The following is a 23,897-nucleotide window of genomic DNA, read 5'->3' on the forward strand; positions in this document are numbered from 1 at the left end:
GCCCGCCCACCGAAACACCACTCACCCACCGCCCCACGCCGGAAGAAGAGGATCACACGCCATGGCCGGGCAGGCGACCGCAGCGCGCGGCGGCCTCACGTTCCTGAAGACTGCGGTCGCCGTGCAGACCTTGAGCATCTTCTTCCAGGCGGTCACCGCAGGAATGCTGCTGTCCTCCTCTCACGGCGCGCTGCTGCACGATGTCGGCTCGCGCGTGATGTGGGGCGCGTCGCTGCTGTACGTGCTCGCCGCGATCCTGGCCTGGCGCCCGGGCGGCGGCACACCCCGCCCCATCCTGTACGCCACCGTCTTCCTCGCCCTGGCCTCGGTACAGGTCGCGCTGGGCATCGCGGGCATGGCCTCGCTCCATGTCCCCCTGGGCGTCTTGATGTTCGGCCTCAGCACCCTGGCACTGGGCCAGGACCACCCTGTTGCGCTCGAACGGTCACCGGCCGCTCGATCAGGCACTTCGCGGCCTGGTCACCCGTTACGGCAAGACCGCCGCTTCCTGCGTTGCCGTCGTCACCATGGCCTGCCTCCTGCGCGGGCTGTGATCATTCGAAGACAGGTCCTAGGCTGGCGCGGGTGACGGGATCGGCGGCGGGCGCGCGGACGCAGGAGCAGATGCGGCAGCGGAACCTGAGTGAGGTGCTGCGGTGCGTCCACAAGGACGGGGCGGTGTCACGGGCCGCGCTCAGCCGCCGGATGGGCCTCAACCGCAGCACCATCATGGACCTGACCGCCGAACTCGCCGCGGCCGGGCTCGTCCGCGAGGGCGCCCCCGTCGGGCGGGGCCGCGCCGGGCGGCCGTCCATCGTCGTCATGCCCGAGCGGGGGACGGTGTACGGGCTCGCCTTCGACGTCGCCGTGGATCGGCTGCTCGCGGCCCGTGTCGGGCTCGGCGGCCAGGTCCTCGACCGTCGCGAGGCCGTGCGCGCCCGCGCCGGGGTCGACCTGGAGGACGTCGTCGGCGTCCTCGCCGCCTTCGGCCGCGAGCTGGTCGTCGGCGCCGGTCCGGGCGCGTTGTGCGTGGGCGTCGGCGCGTCCTACTGCGGGTTGATCAGGCGCGTCGACGGCACGGTCCGGTACGGGCCGCACCTCGGCTGGGTGGACCAGGCGTTCGGCGCGGAACTCGGCGCCGGGCTCGGCCTCGGCCTTCCCGTCGAGGTGGGCAACGAGGCGCACCTGGGTGCGATCGCCGAGCACGTGCGCGGCGCGGGATCCGACGTCGACAACCTCATCTACCTGCACGGGGACGTCGGGGTCGGCGGCGGGATCATCGTCGGCGGCAAACTCCTGGACGGCGACGCAGGCTACGGCTGCGAACTCGGGCACATGCTGGTCAACCCGTTCGACGGGCGGCCCTGCCTGTGCGGGTCGCGCGGCTGCCTGGAGGCCGAGGTGGGGGAGGAGGCGCTGCTCGACTACGCGGGACGGTCCGACGAACTCGTCGGACGCGACGGCATCCGAGCCGTCGTCGCCCTCGCCGGGACCGGCGACGCCCGAGCGCGGGACGCCCTCGACCGCGTCGGCGACTGGCTCGGCGTCGGCGTCGTCAACCTCATCAACCTGTTCAACCCGGCGCTCGTGGTCTTCGGCGGGATGCTCCGCGATGTCTACCCGGGCGCCGCGCCGCGCGTTCACGCCCGGATCGACGCGCATGTCCTGCCGGTGTCGCGCGAACGTGTCCGCCTGGCCGTGACGGCCCTCGGTGACGACACCACGCTCGCCGGGGCTGCCGAACTCGCCTTCGCCAAACTCCTGGACAACCCCCTCAGCACGTTGGCCGCCCTACGCTGATCCCGGTCGCCTTCGCGCACCCCCGCACCTGGGTGCCGGCATCCATGCCGCCGCTTTCCGCCGGCGTGCTCTCATCGTGCGGACCACAGGCACGGCAACGCAGGAGTCGAGGAGTCGGACGATCCAGGCCCCGGGGCGGCCGGGATCGTGATCTTCGTGGGCGCGCACAGGCCGCCGACGTGAGCCGCTTCTGGGCTGTCCCGGCACGGCCGCGGTCCCGCTGAGCGGAATTCACCAAGCGCTTGTTGACAGACGATCTCCGAAATTCATACTGATGAAGGTCAAGTGGATGAAGGGTCGTGAGCGGCGGCGTCGTCGGTCGACTCCTCCGCGCGCGGCCCGCGGTCTCCGGAAGGACGTACCCCCACATGAGCGTCTCGCGTGTCGCGATCATCTCGGCGTTATGCGCCGCGGCCCTGGTCGCCTCGTCGTACCCGGCCCTCGCCGACCAGCGCGAATCCGCGCCCCCACCGCAGCCGACCAGGGAGGTGAACGCGACCGGCCCCGGGCTCTACATCCCGGGCACCCGCACCTTCACGCTCCCGGAACGCGCCGAGTTCACCGGCGTCCTGGACCGGGTCTACCGGCTCACCGGGCAGAAGAACGGCGGCTTCAAGGAAGCGCCGGGCCCGCGATCGGACCTGTCCGTCTTTGGCCCGGGATGGCGGGCCGACTTCCTCGGCGGCCTGACGAGCCGCCGCCTCGACCTGAACGACGACCAGGCTCAGGCCACTGACCTGGACGAAGGCGAGACCACCCGGTACACCCGGCAGCGGGCCGAGGCCGGCAGCCGTACCTACGCCTCCGCCACCGGCTCCGTCCTGACCGTCAAGGACGGGGACGCCGACGCGACAGAGACGCTGGCCCAGGCGACCGCCTCGGGCACCGCCGGTGGCTCCGGGATCAAGCCGGCGGACCTCGACGTCGTGCTCACCTGGCGTCAGATCGCCGGCGCCTGGCGCGTCACCTCCGTCGCGACGGCCGCGTACGGTACCTCCACCGTCACCTACGACGACCAGGGCCGCGTGACCACCATCACCGACCTCGACGCCGGCAGCGGTCCCGAGACGACCATCACGCTGACGTACGCCGAGAAGACCACCGCCACCGCGGACCGGCCGGGCGACTACGCCGGCCGCCTCGTCTCCGCCGAGAGCAAGTCCAAGCGCGCCACCTACGCCTACGACCCGCAGGGCCGGCTGCGCAGCGCCACCCTTGACGACGGCACGACCTCGGCCACCACGACCTACGCCTACGACCGCGCCGGCCTCCTGACCCAGCTCACCTCACCCAGGACCGGCAAGTGGAGCCTCACGTTCCCGGCCTCGGGCAGCAAGCCGAAGGCCGCCATGGTGGCGCCCGCCTCCGCCGGGCCCGGCGTCCTCAACTACCCGCCGACCTGCCCGTACGCGTCGCAGTGGATGTGGCACACGCAGGCCGAATGCGTGGCCGACTACGTCGCCCACTACGGCTGGCAGCCGCCGAGCTCCCGGATCACCAGGACGAACCACATCGTCATGGGCATCGACTACGACCACTGCAGCTCGCCGACCGGAGACACGCCCGGCGGGTACGACTTCACCGTCCCCTGCGACATGCACGACTACGGGTACGGAGTCATCGGCAACTCCTACAAGCTGTCGAGCGTCACCCACCACATGACCCCCGACAAGAAGTCGGCGGTGGACGACGTCTTCTACACCACGATGCGCGACTACACCTGCCCCGCCTACGGCTCGCCCCTGGGCTGCACCACCTGGGCGTGGGTGTACCGCCAGGGCGTCCGCCTCGGCGACCCGCAGAACGGCGCCAACGCCACCACGGGCAACCCGCCCGCCCTCGCGGACGCGAGGTCATAGCCGTCCCCGCCCCCGCCGGCGCCCCGGCGGGGGCGGTCCCCGGGTGAGAGGATCAGGGAAGAGATGAGGAGAAGGGCAGTGGCGACGTGGGTCGCGGGGAGTTACGCGGCGCTCGTGATCCTGCTGGGCGTCGTGGCCTGGTTCACCTCACGCAGCGGCGTGCCCGACGTCTTCACGATGATCCAGACGGTGATCACGCTGCCGCTGAGCTACGTCGTCTCCCGTACGAGTCTCAGCGGGATGGCCTGGATCCTGGCCGTCGACCTGGCCGGCCTGATCCAGGCCGCCGCGCTCTGGCTCATCATCGGCGGCCTCCGCCCATAGACCGCTCTCCGGTACGGCCCGCCCCGCTCTCGACCGGCCACCCGCGCCCGCCGAGGCCGTCACCGTCCTGTCCACCGAGGCCCGAGCGTGATGGTCCCGTCCTCAGGGAACCTTCCCGCCGGCGTCTCGCCAGCTCTACCTGCTCTGTGGGGGTTCCGGCCAGTATGAGACCACCTGCTGGGCGGCGGCCGCGATGGCGGCGCCATCGAGTTCGACGATGCTCAGTTCGATCCCGCCGACGGGCCACTCCACCGCGAGTTCGAACCTCTCGCGGGGAGGCGATGGCCACAGCCACAGCCCCCAGGTCATGACACCTGCGTCGTCGTCACCGCTGCGCATGGACATGCCGGGGAACAGCAGGGACAGATGCGGGCCCGGTGGCGGATCCTGCGGGAGTTGTGTCCTGTCCAGACGTTGTCCGACGGTGGTGGCCTTGGCGCCGCCGGCGAAGCGCACGCCGAAGCGCAGCAGCTGATCCGGCAGCGGCTGACCGGCCCTCACCCCGGTGATCATGTGAGGGAACACCACCAGCTGGAGGGCCTGGAAGTCGTCGGAGGACAGAGCCTGCCGTCGGGTGACGATGTCCACGTTGATCAGGCAGCCGGTGCTGAACGCCTGGATCGTCGGCACGGTGATGGCGACGTTCGGGGTGCGGGCCAGCACCAGTCCGCTGACCAGCACCGCGCCCATCTCGTCCGACGGCGGAGCGGCCCAGGGCGGCCATCCGGGTTTGGGCGGGCGAGTTGATTCTTCCTGAGCCGGCGGGGGTTCGAAGAACATGTTTTCACCGTACGGGATCCTGCGGACTCTACCGGCATTTCGGCGGCAAGGACGAGCTGTTCAGCGCCGTCAAGCAAGACGCCTGTTCAGCACCCGAGGTGCCGCGCGAGGAGCACGCGGACCTGCCCTGGTTCACCGAACCCCCGCAGGTAGCGTTGCCGATGGCGGGTGTCGACCATCTGCGGCGTGTGCTGTCGCCGACCGAGCTGGCGCTCTACCGGGTGGTGACGCGGGACGCCCCTCGCTTCCCGGAGCTCGGACACCGCTATCGCCAGGTCATGGAGCTCCGGGTGCACGTCCTGGGCCGTTACCTCAGCCGTTGGGCTCCGAGCCAGGGCTGGAAGGTCGCCGACCCGTGCTCCATGGCGTCGACGTTCGTCGCGATGCTCGGCAGAGACCTCTTCGAGGACGCGTTGCACGGCGTCCGGGAGCCGGACGACAAGGAGATCGCCGACCGGGCTCGCGTCGCGGCCGATCAGTTGATGACGCTGCTGGAGAGCGGGGTCGGGTGAGTACAGGAGTCCGCCAGCCGCCTGCCCGCGTTGTCGGCCAATCTCGTGCCCAGCGTGCTCGCAGGGTGCGCAGCGGCTCCACGAACCGCAATCGCGATCTCTCGCGCCGCTGACCTGGCGGCTGGGGACGCGTTCGGGAGCGGAGGGCCTTGCTGGGGGGTGTCGCCGACGCTTCACCGGCTCTCTTCGCGGAACAGGTGACGCGCGTCCGTGAGGCACCCCGGCAATCAAGGTGTAGGCGGTATACCGCATACTGGATCCCATGTCTAAGAAGATCGTTGGCCGCCGTACGGTACTGCTCGCCGCTGGACTGGCCGCCGGAGGGGTCCTGTTAGACGGCGGGGCGGCGCACGGCCTCGCACGACCCTCCGCGCGCCGGCCCGCCACCCCGGACCAGGCGTGGGCGAAACTGCGCGAGGGCAACCGGCGCTGGGCCGCCGACGCCTCCATCCACCCCCACCGGAACCTCCGCCGGCGCGCGGAGGTCGCCCAGAAGCAGGAGCCGTACGCGGTGGTCGTCTCCTGCATCGACTCCCGCGTCCCCCCGGAGATCGTCTTCGACATGGGGCTCGGCGACATCCTCACCGTACGCAGCGCCGCCCAGACCATCGACCCCCTCATCGCAGGCGCCATCGAGTACGGCCCCGCCGAACTGGACACACCCCTGATCATGGTGCTCGGCCACCAGCGCTGCGGCGCGGTCACCGCCGCCGCCCACGCCCTCAAGGAGGGCACGAAGCTCCCCGGCCACCTGCAGCGCATCGTCACCGACCTGCGACCGGCATACGAGCAAGCCCGCGGGGACGCGGACAGGATGATCCGGATCAACACCACCAATGTCGTGGCCGAGCTCAAGTCCGACAAGCTGCTCGCCCCACGCATCGCCGACCGGAACCTCAAGATCGTGGGCGGGTATTACTCGCTCGACACCGGCAAGGTCACCCGGCTGGTGTGACCGCTCCGCGAAGATGGCCGGGACCCGGCCTGTACCGGGTCCCGGCCGCGCCGGAAGGATTGATCGTGCACCACAGTCGAGACGAGCCGTACTGCTCGGCTCAGACTCCGCGGACGACGGCTGTCACGTGCGGCCAGGCCTCCGCGCCCAGGGCCGAACCGGTTTCCGGGGTGCCGCCGTGGTCGAATCGGGTGGACGGGGGCGGTGCCACCTCGCCTGGGAAGACGATCCGGTGGCCCGCGTCGGCCCGGGTGATGAGCATCGTCTCGCGTCCGGCCGCCGAGCGCCGGGCCGCGAGTTCGCGGGCGAAGCGCAGGGACGGCCACATCCGGTCGGCGCCGCCCGCGATCAGCACCAGGTCGGCACCGGCCTTCTCCACCGGAATGGCTGCGGCGGGCAACCGGTCCGCATAGGTCGCGAGGCTGCGCTCGTACCAACCCAGCACGGCGACCGGCGCGCCGTCCGGCTCCGCCTGCGTCCAGGAGTCGTCAAAGGGGACGAAGGGCAGCGGCCGCCCTTGCCAGGTCCAGCTGGAGCGGTACGGGCGGTCCCGGCCGTCGCCGCCCGGCCCGACGTTGGCCCAGGTGACAGACGTCGGGGCAACTGCGACCACGGCATCGGCGCAGTCCGTGAAAGCGGCCACGACCAGCGCCGCCTCGGCGCTCTTGGAGAGACCGAGAATGCTGACGCGCGTGGCGCCGCGTTCGCGCACCAGCCCGGTCGCGGCGACGAAGGTCTCCAGCGGGACCTCGCAGATGCCGGGTGGCTGCCCGGCACCGCCGAACCACCGGACCGACACCGCGGTCACGCCGGCGCGGGCGAAGAGCTGGCACCGCTCGCGCTCGATCCGGCCACTCGATCCGGAAAGCACCAGGACGCCTGCATGGCCGCTGCCCGCGGCCGGTTCGGCGAGGAAGCCTTCCCAGGGGCCGGTCAACTCTTGCTCGATGATCTCGGTGGCCATACCGCCAACGTACGGGAGGCAGTTCTTGATCTCCGATACGGGGGCACTTCTTGATCACCCCACGACCAGCGGCAAGCCCTGCGCGGGGGGATCGCTGTGAGGGCCCGGAAGGTCAGTACGTCCAGGTCGGCCCTTCAGCCGGCGGCCGGGGAGGCGATGACCACGGTGACGTCGGCGGGTGTGTCGTCGGTGCGATAGCAGTGCGGGGCGTCGCCGGCGAAGGCCAGCATGTCGCCGACCTCCAGGCGGCGGAGATCGTCGCCCGGACCTGCGAGGAGACTGCCGGAGGCGATCAGGAGATGCTCGGTCGTGCCGGGAGCGTGGGGAACGCCGTCGATGGTGGTGTTCGGCGGGAGACGCAGTCGCCAGATCTCCAGGCTGTGGCCGCCGCTGATCCGGCGCAGCAGTTCGCGGGTGGGCTCGTCCTGGCTGGCGATTGTCGAGGCGAGGTGCACGGTGCCGGGGTCGCCGTGGCGGACGAGCAGGTCGGTGAGCGGGATGGCCAGGGCGACGGCGATGGCGTCCAGGGTGTCGAGGGTGGGGTTGCCCTGGCCCGCCTCCAGTTGCGACAGGGTCGCTTTGCTCAGCCCTGTCCGCCGGGCCAGTTCGGCCTGGCTCATGCCGCGCTGCCGCCGGCGGCGCTGGATTTGCGCGCCGGCTGCGGCGGCGGCGCTGCTGGCGGGACGGCGGTCTCGGCCGGGTGCGTTCATCGCAGCGTCCGGTGGCCGGCGGTGTAGGAGACGCGGAGGCGGCCCTTCTTCAGCTTCACGGCGGAGATCGTCACCTGTCGCAGGTCGGCGAGGCTGCGCACGTGGGTGCCGCCGCAGGGAGCGGCGTGGACGTCGCCGAGCCGTACGACCCGGTGTCCTTCGTCGTCGTGGTCCGCGGTGACCGGCAGGTCGTCGGCCATGGCCGCGGCGATGAACGCCCGCAGCCGGTCGGCGGCCTTCTCCCGCTCCTCGGCATCGGTGAGCTGCGCCCCGGTCTCGGGCGGGGTGAGCTCGATGCGGGCCTGGCCGGGGAAGTGGTTGCTGCCGGCCAGCGTCCAGCCTTCGACCCGGCAGGCCGCTTCGACGAGGTGGCCGGCGGTGTGCAGCGCGGCGTGCAGCAGGCGCAGGCCGGCGTCTATGCGCGTGTGCACGAGATCGCCCTCGGACAGGTCGTCCAGCCCGGCGCTGTGGCTCCCGGTCGCGTGGAGCACCACCAGGCCGGTCGCGGCGTGGCGTACGGGGACGACTTCGCACTCGCCCAGCCAGCCGCGGTCGGCGGGCTGGCCGCCACCTTGTGGATGGAAGATGTTGTGCCGCACCGCGAGCCACCTGCCGCCGGCCTCGTCGTGCCCGGTCGCGGTCACGCTGGTGTGGACGTCGCCGAGGTAGGTGTCCTCCAGGTAGAGGGCGTCCTGCGAGATCTTCTGGCGCTCGTTAAGGTGAACCATACGTTCATCCTATCGAACGATGTTGCTAGCATCGGCACGTGGAGATGATCTGGAACGGCGCCGCCGTCACCCTGCACCGCGCATCCACGGCCCATGCCGCCGAGGTGCTGGACGTGCTTGACGAGGCCGCCGCGTGGCTGCGCCGGCGCGGCGTCACCCAGTGGCCGGAACGCTTCGAAAGGCGGTGGGGCTTGGGGCGCTCCTGCTCGGCTGGGCGGCAGATGTCGCAAGGAGCGAGGACCAAGCGCGCGGGAGCATCTCCAGGAGTCAGGTTGTCGGCGCTGAAGGGCAATCGGCTCGCCCGGCTTGCGACAATCGGTGGCATGGGACGGCGCGCGGCGGTTCGGACGTGCGCGAGCTGCGGCGCTCCAGCGCCGCATACGCCCCGGCGGTGGAGAGGCTCACGGCCAGGTGCTGATCACCACCCGCCGCGACATCGGCCGGCAGCACCAGGTGGGCAGAACCGCAGGTCGCCGCCGCGCCCAGATCCCGGAAACGGCAACTCGATCGGCTCGATCGGCCGGGTGTCGAACGGCCGGACCAGGCGAGCCGCCTACTCCCCGCTCTGAAGGTCGACACACCACCCCGCACGTACGCCTCACGGGTGAACCGTTCGGCGGAACCGTCCGCCTCACACCTGCTGGAGGCCGATCACCCGCAGCATGTCCAGGGCCGTCGCTTCGGGGGATCCCGGCTCGGCAGAGTAGACGAGCACGGTCTGGTGACCGTCCGGGAGCAGCATGACGTCGCAGTCGAGCGAGATCGCACCCAGGCTGGGATGCGTGATGCTCTTGGTCGCGGCGCGCCAGGGGGAGGAGTGCCCCTCCCGCCAGAGCTCGTCGAATCGCGGGCTGCCACGACGTAGTTCCGCGATCATCCGGATCAGGTCGGGGTCGTCAGGGTAACGGGCCTGTGCGGCGCGCAGCGTGCCGACCGAGGCGCGGGCGGCCGCGTCGTCCTCGTCCGGGCCTGCGGCGACCTGACAGCGGCTGCTGCCGAGAAAGCGCTGCCAGATGAGGTTGCGTTGCCGGCGCGGCCATGTGGACATGTCGCCTTGAAGCGCTGCTCCGAGTGGGTTCCAGGCCAGCACGTCGCCCTTGGCCGACAGCACCAGTACGGGGAGATCCGCCATGCGGTCCAGCAGCCGGAGCACGCTCGGCCGTACGAGCATCGCGATGCGCCCGGCCTGCGGCGGCTCGTGGCCGGCGAGCCGGAACAGCAGGTCGCGATCGTCGTCGCCGAGCCGCAGGGCCTGGGCCAACGCGGCGATGACCTGACTCGAGGGGCGCGGTCCGCGCCCCTGCTCCAGACGGACCACGTAATCGACGCTCACGCCTGCGAGCATGGCCAGCTCTTCCCGGCGCAGACCCGGCACCTGGCGACGCGCCCCCGCCGGCAGCCCGACGTCCTGCGGCTGTACACGAGCCCGAGCTGTGCGGAGTATTTCGGCGAGTCCGGCGCGGTTCACTGTTCAATCATGCCCGTAGATCGCTTCGGCCGGGTGGTACCGCAGGTCCTATGCCTCAGCGGTCCTGGTGGGCCCGGAGCGCTTGCACCGAGGATCGGCTCCATGACAGAGACGAGGACGGTGGCGCTGGTCACCGGAGCGAACAAGGGGCTGGGCCAGGAGACCGTCCGCCAGTTGGCCGGCCGGGGATGGCAGGTCTTCCTGGCGGCGCGGGACCGGGAACGCGGTCTCCGGGCCGCCGGCACGCTGGCGGGTGAAGGGCTCGAGGTGGAGTTCGTCGAACTCGACGTAACCTCGGACGAGTCCGTGTCGGCGGCCGTGAAGGCCGTCGCCGAGCGCGTGGACCGCCTGGACGTGCTGGTCAACAACGCCGGAGTCGGCGGCCCGTTGCTGGATCCGGCCGACATGGACGCCGACGCGCTACGCGCGCTGTACGAGGTGAACGTCTTCGGCCAGGTCCGGGTCACCCACGCTTTCCTGCCGATGCTCCGCGGTTCGCAGCAGCCCCGGATCGTCATGGTGTCCAGCGCGCTCGCCTCGCTGACACACGCCGGCGACCCCGCCCGCCCCGAGCACGGCTTCCTGAGCCTGGACTATGCCTCCTCGAAGGCGGCGCTCAACATGGTCGTCTCCCAGTACGCCCGGGCGCTGCCCGGCTTCAAGGTCAACGCCGCGGACCCGGGCAACCCCTCCACCGACATGAACCACCACACCGGCATCCACACCGTCGCGGAAGGGGCCACCGCGATCGTCCGGTTGGCTACCTTGGACCCCGGCGGGCCGACGGGAGGCTTCTTCGGCAATGACGGTCCCGTCCCCTGGTAGGAGTGAAGATGACCAAGATCCTGACGATCGGGCTGCACCCGAGCACGATCGACTACACCGCGCACCCCGGTCTCGACGAGGCGACACTCACCGCACGGATCGAGCAGGGCGACGCGGCCCTGCGGGCGGCGGGCTTCGACACGGTGCCGTGCCTGGTCGGCACCGACCCGGACGAGGCGGAGAAGACCGTCCGGGAACGGCTGGGGGAGGGGCCCTTCGGCGTGGTCATGATCGGAGGCGGTGTCCGCATGATCCCTGAGCACACCCTCCTGTTCGAACGGCTGACCAACGTTCTGGCGGTGGCGGCTCCCGGCATTCGGTTCCGCTTCAACACTTCACCGGAAACGACGATCGACGCCATTCGTCGCCAGGACTGACCCGTCGGGATCACTTTCGGTGCAGAGCCCTTCGCCGGATGTGGCGAAATGGCTGCCAGGGCAGTGCGGCCCGGCGCCCGTTCCTCACACCGGCCGCCGCCAGGACACGGCAAGATGTCCCTTCCCGCGCCCGGCGCCCAAGTCCGAGCAGTTCGCTGGGACGCGCCGATGCCCAACCGTGGGTTCTCCCCGGCCGGCCGGGAGCATCCGTTCGCGGATCTCCACTGAGCAGCGCGCCGGCTCCCCCGCTCCGGCCGGCCGGCAACCGTCCCCCATCGTGGGTGACTACCTCATGGACCCCGGCAGATCCACGATCCGGTTCAGGACCCGCGCCCTGTTCGGGCTGCTTCCGGTGCGCGGAACGTTCATGATCGGAAGGGGGACGATCAGCGTCCGGGATCCGCTCGAGGACTCGTCCGTCGTGGTGGAGATCCCCACGGGCACCTTCACCAGTGGGCTGCGGATGCGCGACCGGCACGTGCGTGCGGCCGACTTCCTCGACGTGCACTCCCACCCGACGATGTCCTTTCGCGGAGGGCTGCCCGATCAAGGGCGAGCACCGACGGCGTTGCACGGGCACCTGACCGTGCGGGAGGTCGGTCGGCCACTCAGCCTGACCCTCCTCTCCGTGACAAGCACCGATACGCTCCTTACGGCCGACGCCACGGCCACGATCGACCGCTACGCCTTCGGTCTGACGAAGGGGCGCGGCATGGCCGCCAGGCATCTCAGGATCGCCATCCAGATCGTCGCCACCCGCGCCACCTGATGTTCCCTCACCCTGCAGCCGGAGACCGTCGCGACGGCCGGCCTCGGGCGGTACGTTGCGGCTGACGCCGCAGCCCGCCGCAGCCCGCCGCAGCCCGCCGCAGCCCGGCGCGGCTACGGCGCCGGCTGCGGCGCCGGCTGCGGCCCGGCGGGCCGGCAACTCCTCATGCACACCCACCCCCGGCCACCATGGCCTTCCGCAGCAACCTCAGCCCAGGCCCCCAGGCAGCGGGAGACCTGGGCCCTCATGGCGCAACCTCGGTTCGGGGCCGGCCCGGGATGACTCGCACATGCCCGGGCCGGCCCTGACGACACCGGCTCAGGCCGGGGCGGGCAGATGGATCGAGGCGAGTCTGGCCGGGTCGACGACGATGTGGATGCCGGTGATCCGGCCTTCGGCGACGGTGAAGGCGATGACGGACAGAGGGGTTCCGTCGGGGCGCCAGGACATGTGGCCGGGGATGCCGTTGACCAGAACGGGTCGTTGGCGGGCGACCTCGCCGGAGAACATGCGGGCACCGGAGGCGACCGCGGTGGCTCCGAGGGTGACGACCATGCCGCCCGGGGTGTCGACCGTCAGTTTCACGTTCGGGTCGAGGACCCGCAGGAGCGCTTCGAAGTCGCCGCTCAGCGCGGCGGCGCTGAACGCCTGGACGACCTCTTGGTGCTCGCGGCCGTGGCCCGCCGGCCGGTCCGTGGTTCGGACCTTGCGGCGGGCGCGACTGGCGATCATCTTGGTGGCGTCGGCGGATTTGCCCAGGATCTGGCCGATCTCCTGGAACGGGACCGCGAACATGTCGTGCAGGACGAACGCCAGGCGCTCGCTCGGAGTGAGCGAGTCCAGCACGACGAGCAGGGCGAAGCCGACCGAATCGGCCAGCGCCACCTGCTCGTCCGGCGTGGGCTCGTCGGCAGGCGTCACCACGAGGTCCGCGAACTCGTGCCCGTAGGCGGCCTCGGGGTGGGCTTGACGGGATCTCAGCAGGTCCAGGCTGATTCGGCCGACCACGGTGGTCAGCCAGCCCGCCAGGTTGCCGATGCTCGCCTCGTCCTGGCGGACCAGGCGCATCCAGGCCTCCTGGACCACGTCCTCGGCGTCGGCGTGCGAGCCCAGCACGCGGTAGGCGAGGGCGCGCAGCCGATCGCGCTGGGCTTCGAACGCCTCGGTCACCAGGCCGGACGGCTGGGTGGTCACGGCTGCCGCTGCTTGCGCTGCTGACGGAGCGAGACCCGGTTGCCGTCCGGGTCCACCGCCTCGATGCGGACCCCGAACGGATAGTCCACGGGCCCGGACTCTTCGAAGGTGACGCCGCGCCGGCGCATGATCTCGAAATCCTTCCGCAGGTCATCGGATTCAAGGATCAGCGGACCGGGCGCGCCGTCCTGGCTCACGTCACCCGGCTGACCCGCGGCCGCCGCATGCGACCACAGGAGAATCTGCACCGGGCTGTCGGGAACGCCGACGGTGAGGAACCGGCCGTCGGGCCCAGAGAAGTCGATCCGCTTCTCCAAGCCGAGCCCCTCGGTGTAGAACTCCAGCGCACGGTCCTGATCGGTGACGTAGACCGTCACGTACATGATGGTAGTCAGCATCCTGTTTCTCGATTCACTCGTTGGTGCGACGACCGTTCGTCTTCGGCCGTCACACCCATGACGAGTGCCGCCGCGAAAAGGTAACAGGACCGGTCCGCCGGAGCGGCTACCAGGGCGCATGCGGGTGCGCCGGACTCACCCTGTGGGGCTCAGAGTGCGGTGTCTGACCTGCCGGTTCACGGGCGATATTCGCTGGTCACGCTGCGCGAGGCGTTCGCTGTGGCCCCAGGCTTCAGTACCGCACGGCGGTCGTGCCGCGTACGACCCGATCCGCCGGGCCGTGACGGCCGTCCACGCCGACCCCGGCGCCCGGCACGAGAGCGCCGGCCTGGCCGCGCACGCCGGGCTCAGCCCCCGCCACCTGCAACGCCGCTTCACCACCGAACTCGGCATCCCGCCCGCCGCCTACGTCGAACGGGTCCGGGTGGAGGCCGCGCAGCGAGCCCTGGAGACACGCCCAGAAGACGTACCGGAGCCGGCCCTTGTTGACCAGAGTGCTCCTTCGCCGGCTTGAGCTGGTCTCACACCCTGGTGCTCCCTGGGGCTCAGGTGCTCAGCCCGTGCCCCAGATCGGCCGTTCGGGGTCGGCGGGGGGCAACTTCGACAGGATCACGGCGAGGCCGGCCCAGTCGGCCACCTGCACGTTGTCCGCCATGAGACGCAGGCGTTGGGCGATCTCGTGGTGGGCGTCGAGCAGCACGTCGATGCCCTCGATGATCTGGCCGGTGACCGCCTCGTACCCGCTGCCGCCGCCCTGGCCCTTCATGAACGTCGTGCCCTCCTGAGTGCCGCCCCAGAAGTCGCCGATGGCGTTCAGGTCCTCGGCCGCCGCGGCGACGAACTTGGCCAGGTCGCTCTGCTCCGTCTCGAACGCGGTCGCCGCCGAGCGGAGCTGTTTGTTGTGGATCTCCATGCCGTCTCGTCATCCTCCGGCCGGCTTGTGCGCCATGGTGAAGTACAGCAGCGCCCGGCTCAGGGTCTGCTCCCAGGTGGGGACGAGCTCCGTGCCCGACTGCCCGTTCAGGGCCTCGTACGCGGGGCCGTACCCGACCGATCCGCCGGCCAGGCGGCTCAGGAAGTACTGGATGTCCATGTTCGAGGTCGCCTTCCTGGCCAGGGGCATGGCCGCGTCGAACACCCCGTAGAAGGCGACCGACGCGGCGAACTCCTTCATCGCCTGCGTCGCGTTCTCGCCGAGCGAGCCGGGGTCCTCGCCGCGCAGCGCCTTGACGCCCGCCACGACGCCCACGTCGCCCACGGCGAAGAAGACGCTGCCGATCGTGTACTCCGTCAGCTTGCTCAGCACGATCTTGGCGATGCTGTGCTCCAGCAACTTCGCCAGCAGCCGGGCCTGCGCCCGCCGGATGAGGATCTGCGTGATCTCGTACGCCCAGCCCGCCTGCCAGGGAAAGGTGGTGATGAAGATGAAGCTCGCCAGGTTGGCCAGTGCCAGCGTCCAGTACGCGTCCCTGGCCGCCTGGAGCGTCTCGGCGAACTCGTCGCAGGCCGTGCCGTTGTCGCGGCACCGCTGGGCGAGCTTGGCGGTGAAGGCGTTCTCCTCGGCCTGCGGGTAGAGCGCGCCGGTCACCGTCTTCTTGAACTCCTCCACACCCGCCCCGTCGTTCTTGCGCCACACCGATTGCGCGGCGGGGTAGGTGTGGTCGGGGCTCTTCTCGATCCGGTCGGCCAGGCGTTTCCAGACGGCACCCGCCTGGCGCGCCTTGTCCGGATCACCCTCGGGGTAGGGCGTGGCGAGCATCTTGAACACGAAGGCCGCGATGCCCAGGCTGCCCAGGCCGTAGATGCTCGCGCGGCTGGGGCTGACTCTCAGCGCCACCGGGTCCCGCCCGTGCCGTCCTCGTCCAGCAGCGTCCCGGCGATGAACGGCGCCACCATGTCGTTGGCCTCCTGCTCGGCGGCGCGCGCCGCCCGCCCGGCGGCCTCCATGATCGCCGCCGCGAGCTGGTCGGAGCCGAGCCGCATCGCGCGGGGATCGATGCTGAGCCCGGCCAGTGCCCCGGTCTGTGTCACCTGCACCACGACGCGCCCCTCGGCCGCCTCGCCCCGGCCCACGACCGAGGTGATCCGGTCGCGCAGTCCCTCGATCGCCGTCAGCTCCTGCTGGAAGTCCTTCAGCAGCCGGCCCAGCTCTGGGTCGCCGGCGGTGCTGAACGGCTCCGTCGGTGGTGTCATCCCGCCTCCCGGTTGTTTGAGCGAAGTTCATAACATACTCCAAAAACAGGCCGGAAATAGAGGTAATCGGTCGGCATGCCGTGGCCGTGGCCCGACCGGCCGATCGGGGCTGGACGTTCAGCCGGCGATCGCGCGCACAGCCGCTCAAAGTGATGAAAGTTTCACCGCCCGAGGTGCCCTGATGTGCTCGCCACAAGGCAAAAGGACAGGCTGGATGCGCGGATCTCCCGAGAGATCCGCCGACGAGGGCGGCGGCTCGTTGACGGGCATCGGCGCATTGTATTTACTCGCTGGCATCTCACCACCGCGCACGGGAAGGCGGGTAATTGTTAGCGATAACAACCCATCGCTCCGGCCAGTCGCACATTCGGCGTCACCGGATTGACCGGGGTTCCGCTGTGCCTGGACACACCCGGCTCGCGAGGCTGTAGGGCCCATGGGAACAGGCGGTCGACCGTGCGGGGATGTCCGCCATGACTGACCAGGGGCGAGACGGCACTGCACCGGCAAACGCAAATGTTGGCGCTCATGGGGGACGGTGCGATCTTCCACCCGGTACCGCTCCGCCACCGGGACTACCGCGGCTACATCGAGCCGGTCAGCGCTCCTCCTCGCTCTGCCCTTCGCCGCCTCGAGCCCTTGGGCGAAACCACCGCACTGGTGCACACACGGTAGAAGGCGCTACTGGCTGCGGACGGGCCTGCACCTCACGGTCAGCCGTGACGGCCTGAACTGGACGCCGCTGAACCAGAACAACGTTGTTGTCACACCGGCGGCCAGGACACAGGGCCTGTGCGACCTCCAGCCTCACTGACCGGCAGGATGCGACCTTCCGGGTCGTCCCCCAGTCCACGACGGTTCCGAGCCTCCGGCCGGAGGCCGTTCAGATCGGAGTAGTGCGATGACATGGTTAGGTGAACGGGCCAGGCTTCGAATGTCCCGATGGACGAGCGCGGCAACGACGATTCTCGCGGCGGCCGCGGTCGGCGTCGTGGTCATGACACAGGTGACCACACCCCCGGCGACGGCGCTCGACAACGGCGTGGCCCGTACCCCGCCGATGGGGTGGAACACCTGGAACACGTTCGGATGCAACATCAACGAAACGCTCATCCGGCAGATGGCGGATACCATCGTGGCCAACGGCATGCAGGAGCTGGGTTACCGGTACGTCGTGGTCGATGACTGCTGGTTCAACCCGGATCGGGACGCGCAGGGCAACCTGCAGGCTCACCCGACACGCTTCCCGAGCGGCATGCGGGCTCTCGGCGACTACCTGCACGCTCGTGGTCTGTTGTTCGGCATCTACCAGTCTCCGATGGATCAGACCTGCGCGCAGTACTTCGACGCCTTCCCCGGAGCGACCGGCAGCCTCGGCCACGAGGCGCAGGACGCCCGCCAGTTCGCCGCCTGGGGTGTGGACTTCCTCAAGTACGACTGGTGTTCGCCGAGCGGAACCATCAATGACCAGGTGGCCGCGTTCGCGAAGATGCGGGATGCGCTGGCCGCCACCGGCCGGCCCATCGTGTACAGCATCAATTCGAACAGCATCCACGAGAAGACCGGCCCACTTCGCAACTGGAGCGATGTGGCCAACATGTGGCGCACCACCGAGGACATCACCAACGCGTGGGACACCGGCCAGACCAACGGTTACCCGATGGGCATCCAGAACATCGTCAACGTCAATGTGCCGCTGGCGTCCTACGCCGGGCCGGGCGGCTTCAACGACCCTGACATGATGGAGGTGGGCCGCAGCGGCCTGACCGCTACGGAGCAGCGTAGCCACTTCGCGCTCTGGGCCGTCATGGCCGCTCCGCTGATCGCGGGAAACGACCTGCGCAGCGCCAGTGCGGAGACCTTGGCCATCTTGAAGAACGCCGACCTCGTCGCGGTCAACCAGGACTCGCTCGGACTGCAGGCCGTACAGGTCTCCAACGACGGTACCCGCCGTGTGCTCGCCAAGCGGCTCGCCAACGGCGATGTCGCCGTGGCGCTGTTCAACCAGGGTGGTTCCACGACGACGATCTCCACCACCGCCGCGGCGATCGGCAAGACGGGTTCGTCGTTCACGCTCCGCGACCTCTGGACCGGGACGACCTCCACCAGCAGCGGCACCATCTCCGCAACGGTGCCGGCGCACGGCACCGCCGTCTACCGCGTCAGCGGCGGCGGGACCTCGACCCCACCGCCCTCCTTCCGGTTGCGTGGCGAGGCGTCCGGTCGGTGCCTGGACGTCAATCAGGCGTCCTCGGCCAACGGCGCCCAGACACTGATCTGGGACTGCCACAACGGGGCCAACCAGCAGTTCACCGAGAACGGGCGGGCGCTGCAGGTGCTGGGCAAGTGCCTGGACGCGCCCCTCAATGCCACCCCCGGCACCCGCGTACAGATCTGGGACTGCAACGGCGGCACCAACCAGCAATGGACCTTCAACGGCAACCGCACCATCAGCAACGCCCAGAGCGGGCTGTGCCTGGACGTCGACGGAGCGAACACCGGCAACGGCACCGCCGTGGTCCTGTGGAACTGCCACGCCGGCGCCAACCAACGCTGGACACGGGCGTAAGTGGCACGCCAGGGCGGCCACGGAACGCCGCGGCCGCCCGGCGGTTCGTTCATGCGGTCGGTACGACCGCGTCCGCACGCGGGACGCCATCCCACGAAGCTCGAACGGGTAGTCGGTCATATCCCGCCCCCGGTTCTCGGCGATCACTACGGTGACCCCGACGACAAAGACCGATCCAAGAATCAGACCTCGCACGACCCAAGTCGGATCCGCCCGCCGGCGTCAGGCCGCGTGCGCGCGGATCCCGGCCTTGCGCCACACCTTCAGCAGCCGCCTGGCCGAGCCGCCCACCGGGCCGACCGCCTCGTAGAGGACCTCGCGCGAGACCGGCCCGGCCGTCTCCACGGCGTTCACCGCCCCGTCGGCGGTGGTGATCGTACGCGCGCAGACGCTCAGCAGGTAGCCGGGGATCTGCAGCGCCGGGTCGGTGCAGCCCACCAGCGGCACGCCCACCGCCGCCACCACGGGGAAGACGGTCCCGGGGATGCCGATGGCGACCTCGGCCCGCGCCGCCGCCTGGACCGATGGGACCGTGCTGATCTCGTACCTCTCCCACAGCGAGCGGTCCTCGCGCGGGTGGAGGCCGACCAGGATGTGCCGGCCGGCCGCCGCGAGCCGCTCGGCCGCGGCCAGCAGCAGCTCGGTGCCGGGGGCCGAGCCGCCCGTCTGGCCGGACCTGGTGACGCTGGTGAGCACGAGGACGGTGCCCGCCTCCGGCCGGTGCCTGGGCAGGGCGTCGGTCTGCGGGGTTCCCACGACCGAGATCGCGCGGCGGGTGCCCAGATAGTCGTCGAACACCTTGGCCTCGGCCGGCGACGACGCGGTGATCGCCCGCAGCCGGTCGCGGAACTCCCCGGCCCGCGGCGCCTCCCGCGGCAGCTGGTAGGCCAGCGAGGAGGCGATGAGCGGCAACCGGCGCAACCGCGCCGCGCAGTCGGCGGGCCAGTCGCCGGCCCCGGTCACCACGAGCAGGTCGGCCCGGGAGACCTCCTCGGGCGTCGCGACGGGGACCGGGTCGTCCGGCTTGATCTGGGACCGGTCGGGAACCAGGTGCACGACCTCCCATCCTTGCCGGCGCGCCTGCGGCAGCAGCGGCGCGGTGTGGTACGTGCCCCACGGCTCGTTCGTTGCGATCAGGACGCGCGGCCCGATCCCGTCCGGCCGGCTCGCCGCCTGGGCGGAAGCGCCACCCAGGACGGTGATTCCGGCTCCCGACAGGACACCGGCGAGCAGGGACCTGCGTGACAGCGGACCAGAAGACATGTCATTGATTGCCATGAATTGGTAACTTATGGGGCCTTTGTGAACGTTGGGAGACGCGCAGACGAACCCACCGGCCCGATCATCCGGGAGCCTCTTCGGCCCTCGCGCCTCGGGCGGTTCAGCCGGCCCGGTTCATGTCACCGTACGAAGGCCGGTTGCCAACGTTGCCGGCAAGCGCCGAGGGTGCGACGATTCCCCGGATGAGCCCGATGAGATTGCTTGCAACCACGCCCGGGAAGTTCTCGCTGCTGCTGGACGCGGGAACGACCCAGGTGGACGAACTCGTTGAGGAGTCCGGTCACGAACCGAACGGATACTTCTGGGAGGGCGTCGCGCGTTTCCTCGTGAGCACGGAGGCGCCGACGCTTGCGGCGCGATTCCAGTACGACTCGGAGGGCGGCACGTTCTGCGCCTACGGCGACGATCAAAAGGCACTGCGCGATCTGGCCGAGCTGATGAGTGCGGTCGCCACGGATGGGGACCGTTGCGCGGGCTTGTCGCTGCGGCCGAGGCCGCCGGTGTCGAATTCGACGACTGATCCGCACACGGCCACGCCTCACTCCGGCGCCAGCACGTCGACCACATGCCGCTCGTGGGCCGGGCACCCCCATCCCGGCGACTGGCCAGGACGATTGTGAGAGTGCCGTCCTACCGGAACTCGATCGGCGGGAACGGCACCGCACACTGGCGCGACTCCCGTAGCTCTTCATCTGATGGGCTCGCAGATGATCCGAACTGAACTTACTTTGTAAAGGCGTCGGGATTATACAGTAATCGATTGATGGCTGAGCGCAACGTCATCGTGGGGCTCAGCGACATGGAGGTCCAGAGGACGTGCCGAGACCCCGGCGGTTGGGCGGGTTTGCGTAGGCGTCGCAGACCGCCGACCAGCGTTGCCCGTCATCGGCCACCGCCCAGCCCCGGCGCCAGCGACCGCGGACAAGCCCCGGGGGGACGACGGTCAGGGGGACGGGCGGAGGCCGGTGAACATGATGGTGAGGGTCCGCCGGGCGTCCCGGTCGCCGTGCAGGGCGGCTTGACACGCGCTGCGGCTGGCGGGGTCGATCAGGTCAGGAGACCTTGGAGGAGGGGGCTGCCCAGGTGTTGCAGGAGGCCGGGTCGGCGGTGCGGAAGCCGGCCTTGACCCACCGCTTGATGTTGGCGGCCTTGCCGAACTCGGCGCTGTCGCGGTAGAAGGACGACTCGACCCTCTTCCAGTCCCGCGCGGTCTTGTCCGGCAGCGGCCAGACGCTCTTCATGAAGGCCGCACCCAGGCATTCGACCTGCTGGTACATGCGCCGCCCCTGCTCGAGGTGCTCGGCCTTGCTGCCGGCCCGGAGGTCCTCGGCTGCGTCGTAGAGCCCGGCCTGCTTCTGTACGTGGTAGCCGTACATGACGGCGGTGGTGTTGAAGAGGTCGAGGCCGGTAATTGGCCCGAGGAGCCAGTACTTGCCGATCTTGAAGGACAGCGTGCGGTCCCAGTCGCAGTACCACACCGTGGACGACTGGATCGTCTCGCCGTCCTCGGACCCGCAGTAGTTCTTGGGCAAGCGGGTCACGTACTGCACCTTGACCGGCTCATAGGGCAGGCCGGCCTTCTTCAGGTGCTGTCCCCACGTGTTCTCCAGGCAGCGCAGGGTCTCGTTGATGTAGGTGCGGGCCTCGGCGGGTGTCGTGGGCTCGGCCGGCAGGTCGTCACAGGTCGTCGTGGGCAGCGGGCCGGCCTGGTACAACGCGTTCTTGACGAGCGCGGGGTTCTTCACCGGATATGCCGAGGCGTGCGCGGCCGCCGTGACGGTCAGGGGGTGATGAGGGCGCAGGCGAGTGCCGCGATCTTGGAGGGCTTCACGATGGGTGAGAATAGGGCTTGCGGGGTTGGAGCGCTACATCGTGATCGGTCGGGCGCTGGAGCCATCGGCCCGCGCCGGCCGCAGGCCGCCACGACGTCATGTCGCTGGTGCTCTTCGGGAGTTGCGGCTCGAACAGGGCAGGATGAGTCCGGCGTGATGACGCGCTCTTCGCCCGGTCAACGCAGGCCGGTGATCATCCCTGCGCCCATCGTGGCGTTGTCGGCCTCGTCGATGAGGATGAACGCCCCGGTCGCCCGGTTGCGCGCGTATTCGTCGGCGAACAGCGGCCGGGCGGTGCGCAGCCGGACGCGGCCGATCTCGTTCATCGTCAGCGCCCGCGCCTCGGTGTCGCGGTGCAGGCTGTTGACGTCCAGCCGGTAACGCAGGTCGCCGACCACGGCGGTGGCGGTGGCGGTGGTGTGTTTGACCAGCAGTCTGGTGCCGGCGGTGAGCGGGCGCTCGCCGCTCATCCAGCACACCATCGCCTCCAGGTCCTGCGCCGCCCGCGGCTGGTTGCCGGGTCTGGCGATCATGTCGCCGCGCGAGATGTCGAGGTCGTCGTCCAGCCGCAGTACCACCGACATCGGGGCGACGGCCTCGGCCACCGGGCCGCCGGGGCCGTCGATGTGGGTGATCACGCTGGTCAGCCCGGAGGGCAGGTGCACCACCTCGTCGCCGGGCCGCAGCACGCCGCCCGCGACCTGGCCCGCGTAGCCGCGGTAGTCGTGCAGCAGCGGGTCGGCGGCCTGACGTGGCCTGATCACGCACTGGACGGGGAAGCGCGCGTCGATGAGGTTGCGGTCGGAGGCGATGTGCACGTGCTCCAGATGCCGCAGCAGGGACGGGCCGTCGTACCAGGGCATGTTGATCGAGCGTTCGACCACGTTGTCGCCGTGCAGCGCGCAGACCGGGACGAACGTGAGGTCGCCGATGTCGAGCTTGGCGGCGAAGGCGGCGAACTCGGCCACGACCCGCTCGTACGCGGCCTGCTCGTAGCCCGCCAGGTCCATCTTGTTGACCGCGACCACCAGGTGCGGCACCCGGAGCAGCGAGGCCAGGAAGGCGTGCCTGCGCGATTGCTCCAGCACGCCCTTGCGCACGTCCACCAGGATGATGGCGAGGTCCGCCGTCGAGGCCCCGGTCACCATGTTGCGGGTGTACTGGATGTGCCCTGGCGTGTCGGCGATGATGAACGTCCGGCGCGGCGTGGCGAAGTAGCGGTGGGCGACGTCGATGGTGATGCCCTGCTCCCGCTCGGCCCGCAGTCCGTCGGTGAGCAGCGCCAGGTCGGCGTGTCCGGAGCCGCGGGCGGCGCCGGCCCGCTCCAGCGCGGCGAGCTGGTCTTCGAAGATGGCCTTGGAGTCGTAGAGCAGCCGGCCGATCAGCGTGGACTTGCCGTCGTCCACGCTGCCCGCCGTGGCCAGGCGGAGAATGTCCATCAGAAGTAGCCCTCTCTCTTGCGGTCCTCCATCGCGGCCTCGCTGATGCGGTCGTCGGCCCGGGTCTGGCCGCGTTCGGTGACGCGGGTGGTCTTGAGCTCCTCGATCACCTCGCCGACCGTGGCGGCGCCCGACTCGATCGCCCCGGTGCAGGAGGCGTCGCCGACGGTGCGGAAGCGCACGGTCGCCGGGAAGGCCGGCTCGTCGTCCTGCCGGCGGGTGTGCGGGTTGTCGTCGAGCAGCAGCCCGTCGCGCTCGAACACCGTGCGCCGGTGGGCGAAGTAGATGGCCGGCAGCTCCAGAGTCTCGCGCCGCACGTACTCCCACACGTCCAGCTCGGTCCAGTTCGACAGCGGGAAGACCCGCGCGTGCTCGCCTGGCCGGATGCGGGTGTTGAACAGGTTCCACAGCTCGGGCCGCTGGTTCTTGGGGTCCCACTGTCCGAACTCGTCCCGGAAGGAGACCACTCGTTCCTTGGCGCGGGCCTTCTCCTCGTCGCGGCGGGCGCCGCCGAACGCGGCGTCGAAGCCGTGCTCGGCGAGCGCGTCGAGCAGCGTGACGGTCTGCAAGCGGTTGCGCGAGGCCCGGAGGCCGCGCTCCTCGCGCACCCGGCCCCGGTCGATGGACTCCTGCACCGAGGCGACCACCAGGCGGACGCCCAGCCCGGCCACCTGCCGGTCGCGGAACTCGATCACCTCGGGAAAGTTGTGCCCGGTGTCCACGTGCAGCACGGGGAACGGCACCGGCGCCGGGCGGAACGCCTTGCCCGCCAGCCGCAGCAGCACCACGCTGTCCTTGCCGCCGGAGAACAGCAGCACGGGCCGCTCGAACTCGGCGGCGACCTCGCGGATGATCTGGATCGACTCGGCCTCCAGCACGTCGAGCTGGGAGAGCCCGGGGGTGGTCAGCATCGTGGTCCT

At 70.3% G+C, this 23,897-nt stretch carries 26 protein-coding genes; 12 read left to right on the top strand and 14 right to left on the bottom strand.

Annotated features, from left to right (window positions below; translation table 11 throughout):
- The first annotated feature begins 61 nt into the window (after positions 1-61).
- The 4 genes from AB0I79_RS52785 (at position 62) to AB0I79_RS52800 (ending at position 3,983) form a co-directional block, all read left to right on the top strand.
- Positions 62-589, top strand: a complete 528-nt coding sequence (locus AB0I79_RS52785; RefSeq protein ID WP_357891314.1) for a hypothetical protein — start codon at positions 62-64, stop codon at positions 587-589.
- Positions 577-1,800 carry an ROK family protein gene (locus tag AB0I79_RS52790; protein WP_357891449.1) on the top strand — a complete coding sequence of 408 codons (1,224 nt, stop codon included), beginning with the start codon at positions 577-579 and terminating at the stop codon, positions 1,798-1,800. Before AB0I79_RS52785 ends, AB0I79_RS52790 begins: the two co-directional genes overlap by 13 nt.
- Before the next feature lie 368 nt (positions 1,801-2,168).
- Positions 2,169-3,659, top strand: coding sequence for a phospholipase A2 (locus AB0I79_RS52795; RefSeq protein ID WP_357891317.1), 1,491 nt, complete (start codon positions 2,169-2,171; stop codon positions 3,657-3,659).
- 78 nt (positions 3,660-3,737) lie between these two features.
- Positions 3,738-3,983 carry a hypothetical protein gene (locus AB0I79_RS52800; RefSeq protein ID WP_357891320.1) on the top strand — a complete coding sequence of 82 codons (246 nt, stop codon included), beginning with the start codon at positions 3,738-3,740 and terminating at the stop codon, positions 3,981-3,983.
- Positions 3,984-4,118: 135 nt separating this feature from the next.
- Here the strand turns inward: AB0I79_RS52800 and AB0I79_RS52805 are convergent, their stop codons facing one another.
- Positions 4,119-4,763, bottom strand: a complete 645-nt coding sequence (locus AB0I79_RS52805; RefSeq protein WP_357891323.1) for a hypothetical protein — start codon at positions 4,761-4,763, stop codon at positions 4,119-4,121.
- Positions 4,764-4,861: 98 nt separating this feature from the next.
- On the opposite strand from AB0I79_RS52805, the gene AB0I79_RS52810 reads away from it, so the two are divergent.
- Together AB0I79_RS52810 and AB0I79_RS52815 are read left to right on the top strand one after the other, a co-directional pair.
- Positions 4,862-5,275: a TetR/AcrR family transcriptional regulator C-terminal domain-containing protein gene (locus tag AB0I79_RS52810; RefSeq protein WP_357891326.1), complete on the top strand. Its 414-nt coding sequence runs from the start codon at positions 4,862-4,864 to the stop codon at positions 5,273-5,275.
- Between the two features lie 262 nt (positions 5,276-5,537).
- Positions 5,538-6,230, top strand: a complete 693-nt coding sequence (locus AB0I79_RS52815; RefSeq protein ID WP_357891329.1) for a carbonic anhydrase — start codon at positions 5,538-5,540, stop codon at positions 6,228-6,230.
- Positions 6,231-6,330: 100 nt separating this feature from the next.
- Here the strand turns inward: AB0I79_RS52815 and AB0I79_RS52820 are convergent, their stop codons facing one another.
- The 4 genes from AB0I79_RS52820 to AB0I79_RS52835 all read right to left on the bottom strand — a co-directional run bounded on the left by AB0I79_RS52820 (position 6,331) and on the right by AB0I79_RS52835 (position 10,100).
- Complete coding sequence (locus AB0I79_RS52820; RefSeq protein ID WP_357891331.1) at positions 6,331-7,194, bottom strand: acyl-CoA thioester hydrolase/BAAT C-terminal domain-containing protein; 864 nt, start codon at positions 7,192-7,194, stop codon at positions 6,331-6,333.
- A 134-nt stretch (positions 7,195-7,328) separates the two neighbouring features.
- Positions 7,329-7,904, bottom strand: coding sequence for an XRE family transcriptional regulator (locus AB0I79_RS52825; RefSeq protein WP_357891334.1), 576 nt, complete (start codon positions 7,902-7,904; stop codon positions 7,329-7,331).
- On the bottom strand, positions 7,901-8,632 hold the full coding sequence (locus tag AB0I79_RS52830; RefSeq protein WP_357891337.1) for a hypothetical protein: 732 nt from the start codon (positions 8,630-8,632) through the stop codon (positions 7,901-7,903). The genes AB0I79_RS52825 and AB0I79_RS52830 overlap by 4 nt, the downstream gene beginning before the upstream one ends.
- A 631-nt stretch (positions 8,633-9,263) precedes the next feature.
- Positions 9,264-10,100: a helix-turn-helix transcriptional regulator gene (locus tag AB0I79_RS52835; RefSeq protein ID WP_357891340.1), complete on the bottom strand. Its 837-nt coding sequence runs from the start codon at positions 10,098-10,100 to the stop codon at positions 9,264-9,266.
- A 102-nt stretch (positions 10,101-10,202) separates the two neighbouring features.
- On the opposite strand from AB0I79_RS52835, the gene AB0I79_RS52840 reads away from it, so the two are divergent.
- The 3 genes from AB0I79_RS52840 to AB0I79_RS52850 all read left to right on the top strand — a co-directional run bounded on the left by AB0I79_RS52840 (position 10,203) and on the right by AB0I79_RS52850 (position 12,071).
- Positions 10,203-10,925 carry an SDR family NAD(P)-dependent oxidoreductase gene (locus tag AB0I79_RS52840; protein WP_357891343.1) on the top strand — a complete coding sequence of 241 codons (723 nt, stop codon included), beginning with the start codon at positions 10,203-10,205 and terminating at the stop codon, positions 10,923-10,925.
- Between the two features lie 8 nt (positions 10,926-10,933).
- Positions 10,934-11,302, top strand: a complete 369-nt coding sequence (locus tag AB0I79_RS52845) for a hypothetical protein (protein WP_357891346.1) — start codon at positions 10,934-10,936, stop codon at positions 11,300-11,302.
- A 277-nt stretch (positions 11,303-11,579) separates the two neighbouring features.
- Positions 11,580-12,071 carry a YceI family protein gene (locus tag AB0I79_RS52850; RefSeq protein WP_357891349.1) on the top strand — a complete coding sequence of 164 codons (492 nt, stop codon included), beginning with the start codon at positions 11,580-11,582 and terminating at the stop codon, positions 12,069-12,071.
- A gap of 318 nt (positions 12,072-12,389) precedes the next feature.
- Here AB0I79_RS52850 and AB0I79_RS52855 read toward each other — a convergent pair whose 3' ends face one another.
- Positions 12,390-13,265 (bottom strand): sigma-70 family RNA polymerase sigma factor, encoded by an 876-nt coding sequence (locus tag AB0I79_RS52855; RefSeq protein ID WP_357891351.1) that lies wholly within the window; start codon positions 13,263-13,265, stop codon positions 12,390-12,392.
- The gene (locus tag AB0I79_RS52860) at positions 13,262-13,642 is read right to left on the bottom strand and encodes a VOC family protein (protein ID WP_357891354.1); all 381 of its coding nucleotides are present in this window, start codon (positions 13,640-13,642) and stop codon (positions 13,262-13,264) included. The genes AB0I79_RS52855 and AB0I79_RS52860 overlap by 4 nt, the downstream gene beginning before the upstream one ends.
- A gap of 301 nt (positions 13,643-13,943) precedes the next feature.
- Here AB0I79_RS52860 and AB0I79_RS52865 point away from each other — a divergent pair, with 301 nt between their 5' ends.
- The gene (locus AB0I79_RS52865) at positions 13,944-14,177 is read left to right on the top strand and encodes a helix-turn-helix domain-containing protein (protein WP_357891357.1); all 234 of its coding nucleotides are present in this window, start codon (positions 13,944-13,946) and stop codon (positions 14,175-14,177) included.
- A gap of 39 nt (positions 14,178-14,216) precedes the next feature.
- Here the strand turns inward: AB0I79_RS52865 and AB0I79_RS52870 are convergent, their stop codons facing one another.
- The 3 genes from AB0I79_RS52870 to AB0I79_RS52880 are packed head-to-tail and all read right to left on the bottom strand — an operon-like array spanning position 14,217 to position 15,856.
- Positions 14,217-14,576: a hypothetical protein gene (locus tag AB0I79_RS52870; RefSeq protein ID WP_357891360.1), complete on the bottom strand. Its 360-nt coding sequence runs from the start codon at positions 14,574-14,576 to the stop codon at positions 14,217-14,219.
- A gap of 9 nt (positions 14,577-14,585) precedes the next feature.
- The gene (locus tag AB0I79_RS52875) at positions 14,586-15,500 is read right to left on the bottom strand and encodes a hypothetical protein (RefSeq protein ID WP_357891362.1); all 915 of its coding nucleotides are present in this window, start codon (positions 15,498-15,500) and stop codon (positions 14,586-14,588) included.
- Positions 15,491-15,856 (bottom strand): YbaB/EbfC family nucleoid-associated protein, encoded by a 366-nt coding sequence (locus AB0I79_RS52880; RefSeq protein WP_357891365.1) that lies wholly within the window; start codon positions 15,854-15,856, stop codon positions 15,491-15,493. Before AB0I79_RS52880 ends, AB0I79_RS52875 begins: the two co-directional genes overlap by 10 nt.
- Positions 15,857-16,790: 934 nt before the next feature.
- Here AB0I79_RS52880 and AB0I79_RS52885 point away from each other — a divergent pair.
- Positions 16,791-18,425 (top strand): RICIN domain-containing protein, encoded by a 1,635-nt coding sequence (locus AB0I79_RS52885; protein ID WP_357891368.1) that lies wholly within the window; start codon positions 16,791-16,793, stop codon positions 18,423-18,425.
- A gap of 222 nt (positions 18,426-18,647) precedes the next feature.
- Here the strand turns inward: AB0I79_RS52885 and AB0I79_RS52890 are convergent, their stop codons facing one another.
- Positions 18,648-19,703 (bottom strand): hypothetical protein, encoded by a 1,056-nt coding sequence (locus AB0I79_RS52890; protein ID WP_357891371.1) that lies wholly within the window; start codon positions 19,701-19,703, stop codon positions 18,648-18,650.
- A gap of 185 nt (positions 19,704-19,888) precedes the next feature.
- On the opposite strand from AB0I79_RS52890, the gene AB0I79_RS52895 reads away from it, so the two are divergent.
- Positions 19,889-20,326, top strand: coding sequence for an Imm51 family immunity protein (locus tag AB0I79_RS52895; protein WP_357891374.1), 438 nt, complete (start codon positions 19,889-19,891; stop codon positions 20,324-20,326).
- 432 nt (positions 20,327-20,758) lie between these two features.
- Here AB0I79_RS52895 and AB0I79_RS52900 read toward each other — a convergent pair whose 3' ends face one another.
- The 3 genes from AB0I79_RS52900 to cysD form a co-directional block, all read right to left on the bottom strand.
- A complete protein-coding gene (locus AB0I79_RS52900; RefSeq protein ID WP_357891377.1) occupies positions 20,759-21,451 on the bottom strand; it encodes a hypothetical protein in 693 nt (230 codons plus the stop codon).
- A 263-nt stretch (positions 21,452-21,714) separates the two neighbouring features.
- Positions 21,715-22,977 (bottom strand): GTP-binding protein, encoded by a 1,263-nt coding sequence (locus tag AB0I79_RS52905; protein ID WP_357891380.1) that lies wholly within the window; start codon positions 22,975-22,977, stop codon positions 21,715-21,717.
- Positions 22,977-23,888, bottom strand: coding sequence for a sulfate adenylyltransferase subunit CysD (gene cysD, locus AB0I79_RS52910; RefSeq protein WP_357891383.1), 912 nt, complete (start codon positions 23,886-23,888; stop codon positions 22,977-22,979). The genes AB0I79_RS52905 and cysD overlap by 1 nt, the downstream gene beginning before the upstream one ends.
- Positions 23,889-23,897 lie beyond the last annotated feature (9 nt).

The sequence above is a fragment of the Nonomuraea sp. NPDC050202 genome, assembly GCF_040656115.1.
Lineage (GTDB): Bacteria > Actinomycetota > Actinomycetes > Streptosporangiales > Streptosporangiaceae > Nonomuraea.

Bases quoted from the DNA above. Each gene is read 5' to 3' on its own strand.
- AB0I79_RS52890 (WP_357891371.1), bottom strand. From the start codon at position 19,703: ATGGCAATCAATGACATGTCTTCTGGTCCGCTGTCACGCAGGTCCCTG.
- AB0I79_RS52880 (WP_357891365.1), bottom strand. From the start codon at position 15,856: ATGACACCACCGACGGAGCCGTTCAGCACCGCCGGCGACCCAGAGCTG.
- AB0I79_RS52840 (WP_357891343.1), top strand. From the start codon at position 10,203: ATGACAGAGACGAGGACGGTGGCGCTGGTCACCGGAGCGAACAAGGGG.
- AB0I79_RS52885 (WP_357891368.1), top strand. From the start codon at position 16,791: ATGTCCCGATGGACGAGCGCGGCAACGACGATTCTCGCGGCGGCCGCG.
- AB0I79_RS52895 (WP_357891374.1), top strand. From the start codon at position 19,889: ATGAGCCCGATGAGATTGCTTGCAACCACGCCCGGGAAGTTCTCGCTG.
- AB0I79_RS52845 (WP_357891346.1), top strand. From the start codon at position 10,934: ATGACCAAGATCCTGACGATCGGGCTGCACCCGAGCACGATCGACTAC.
- AB0I79_RS52830 (WP_357891337.1), bottom strand. From the start codon at position 8,632: ATGGTTCACCTTAACGAGCGCCAGAAGATCTCGCAGGACGCCCTCTAC.
- AB0I79_RS52785 (WP_357891314.1), top strand. From the start codon at position 62: ATGGCCGGGCAGGCGACCGCAGCGCGCGGCGGCCTCACGTTCCTGAAG.
- AB0I79_RS52820 (WP_357891331.1), bottom strand. From the start codon at position 7,194: ATGGCCACCGAGATCATCGAGCAAGAGTTGACCGGCCCCTGGGAAGGC.
- AB0I79_RS52795 (WP_357891317.1), top strand. From the start codon at position 2,169: ATGAGCGTCTCGCGTGTCGCGATCATCTCGGCGTTATGCGCCGCGGCC.
- AB0I79_RS52905 (WP_357891380.1), bottom strand. From the start codon at position 22,977: ATGGACATTCTCCGCCTGGCCACGGCGGGCAGCGTGGACGACGGCAAG.
- AB0I79_RS52805 (WP_357891323.1), bottom strand. From the start codon at position 4,763: ATGTTCTTCGAACCCCCGCCGGCTCAGGAAGAATCAACTCGCCCGCCC.
- cysD (WP_357891383.1), bottom strand. From the start codon at position 23,888: ATGCTGACCACCCCCGGGCTCTCCCAGCTCGACGTGCTGGAGGCCGAG.
- AB0I79_RS52870 (WP_357891360.1), bottom strand. From the start codon at position 14,576: ATGGAGATCCACAACAAACAGCTCCGCTCGGCGGCGACCGCGTTCGAG.
- AB0I79_RS52825 (WP_357891334.1), bottom strand. From the start codon at position 7,904: ATGAACGCACCCGGCCGAGACCGCCGTCCCGCCAGCAGCGCCGCCGCC.
- AB0I79_RS52815 (WP_357891329.1), top strand. From the start codon at position 5,538: ATGTCTAAGAAGATCGTTGGCCGCCGTACGGTACTGCTCGCCGCTGGA.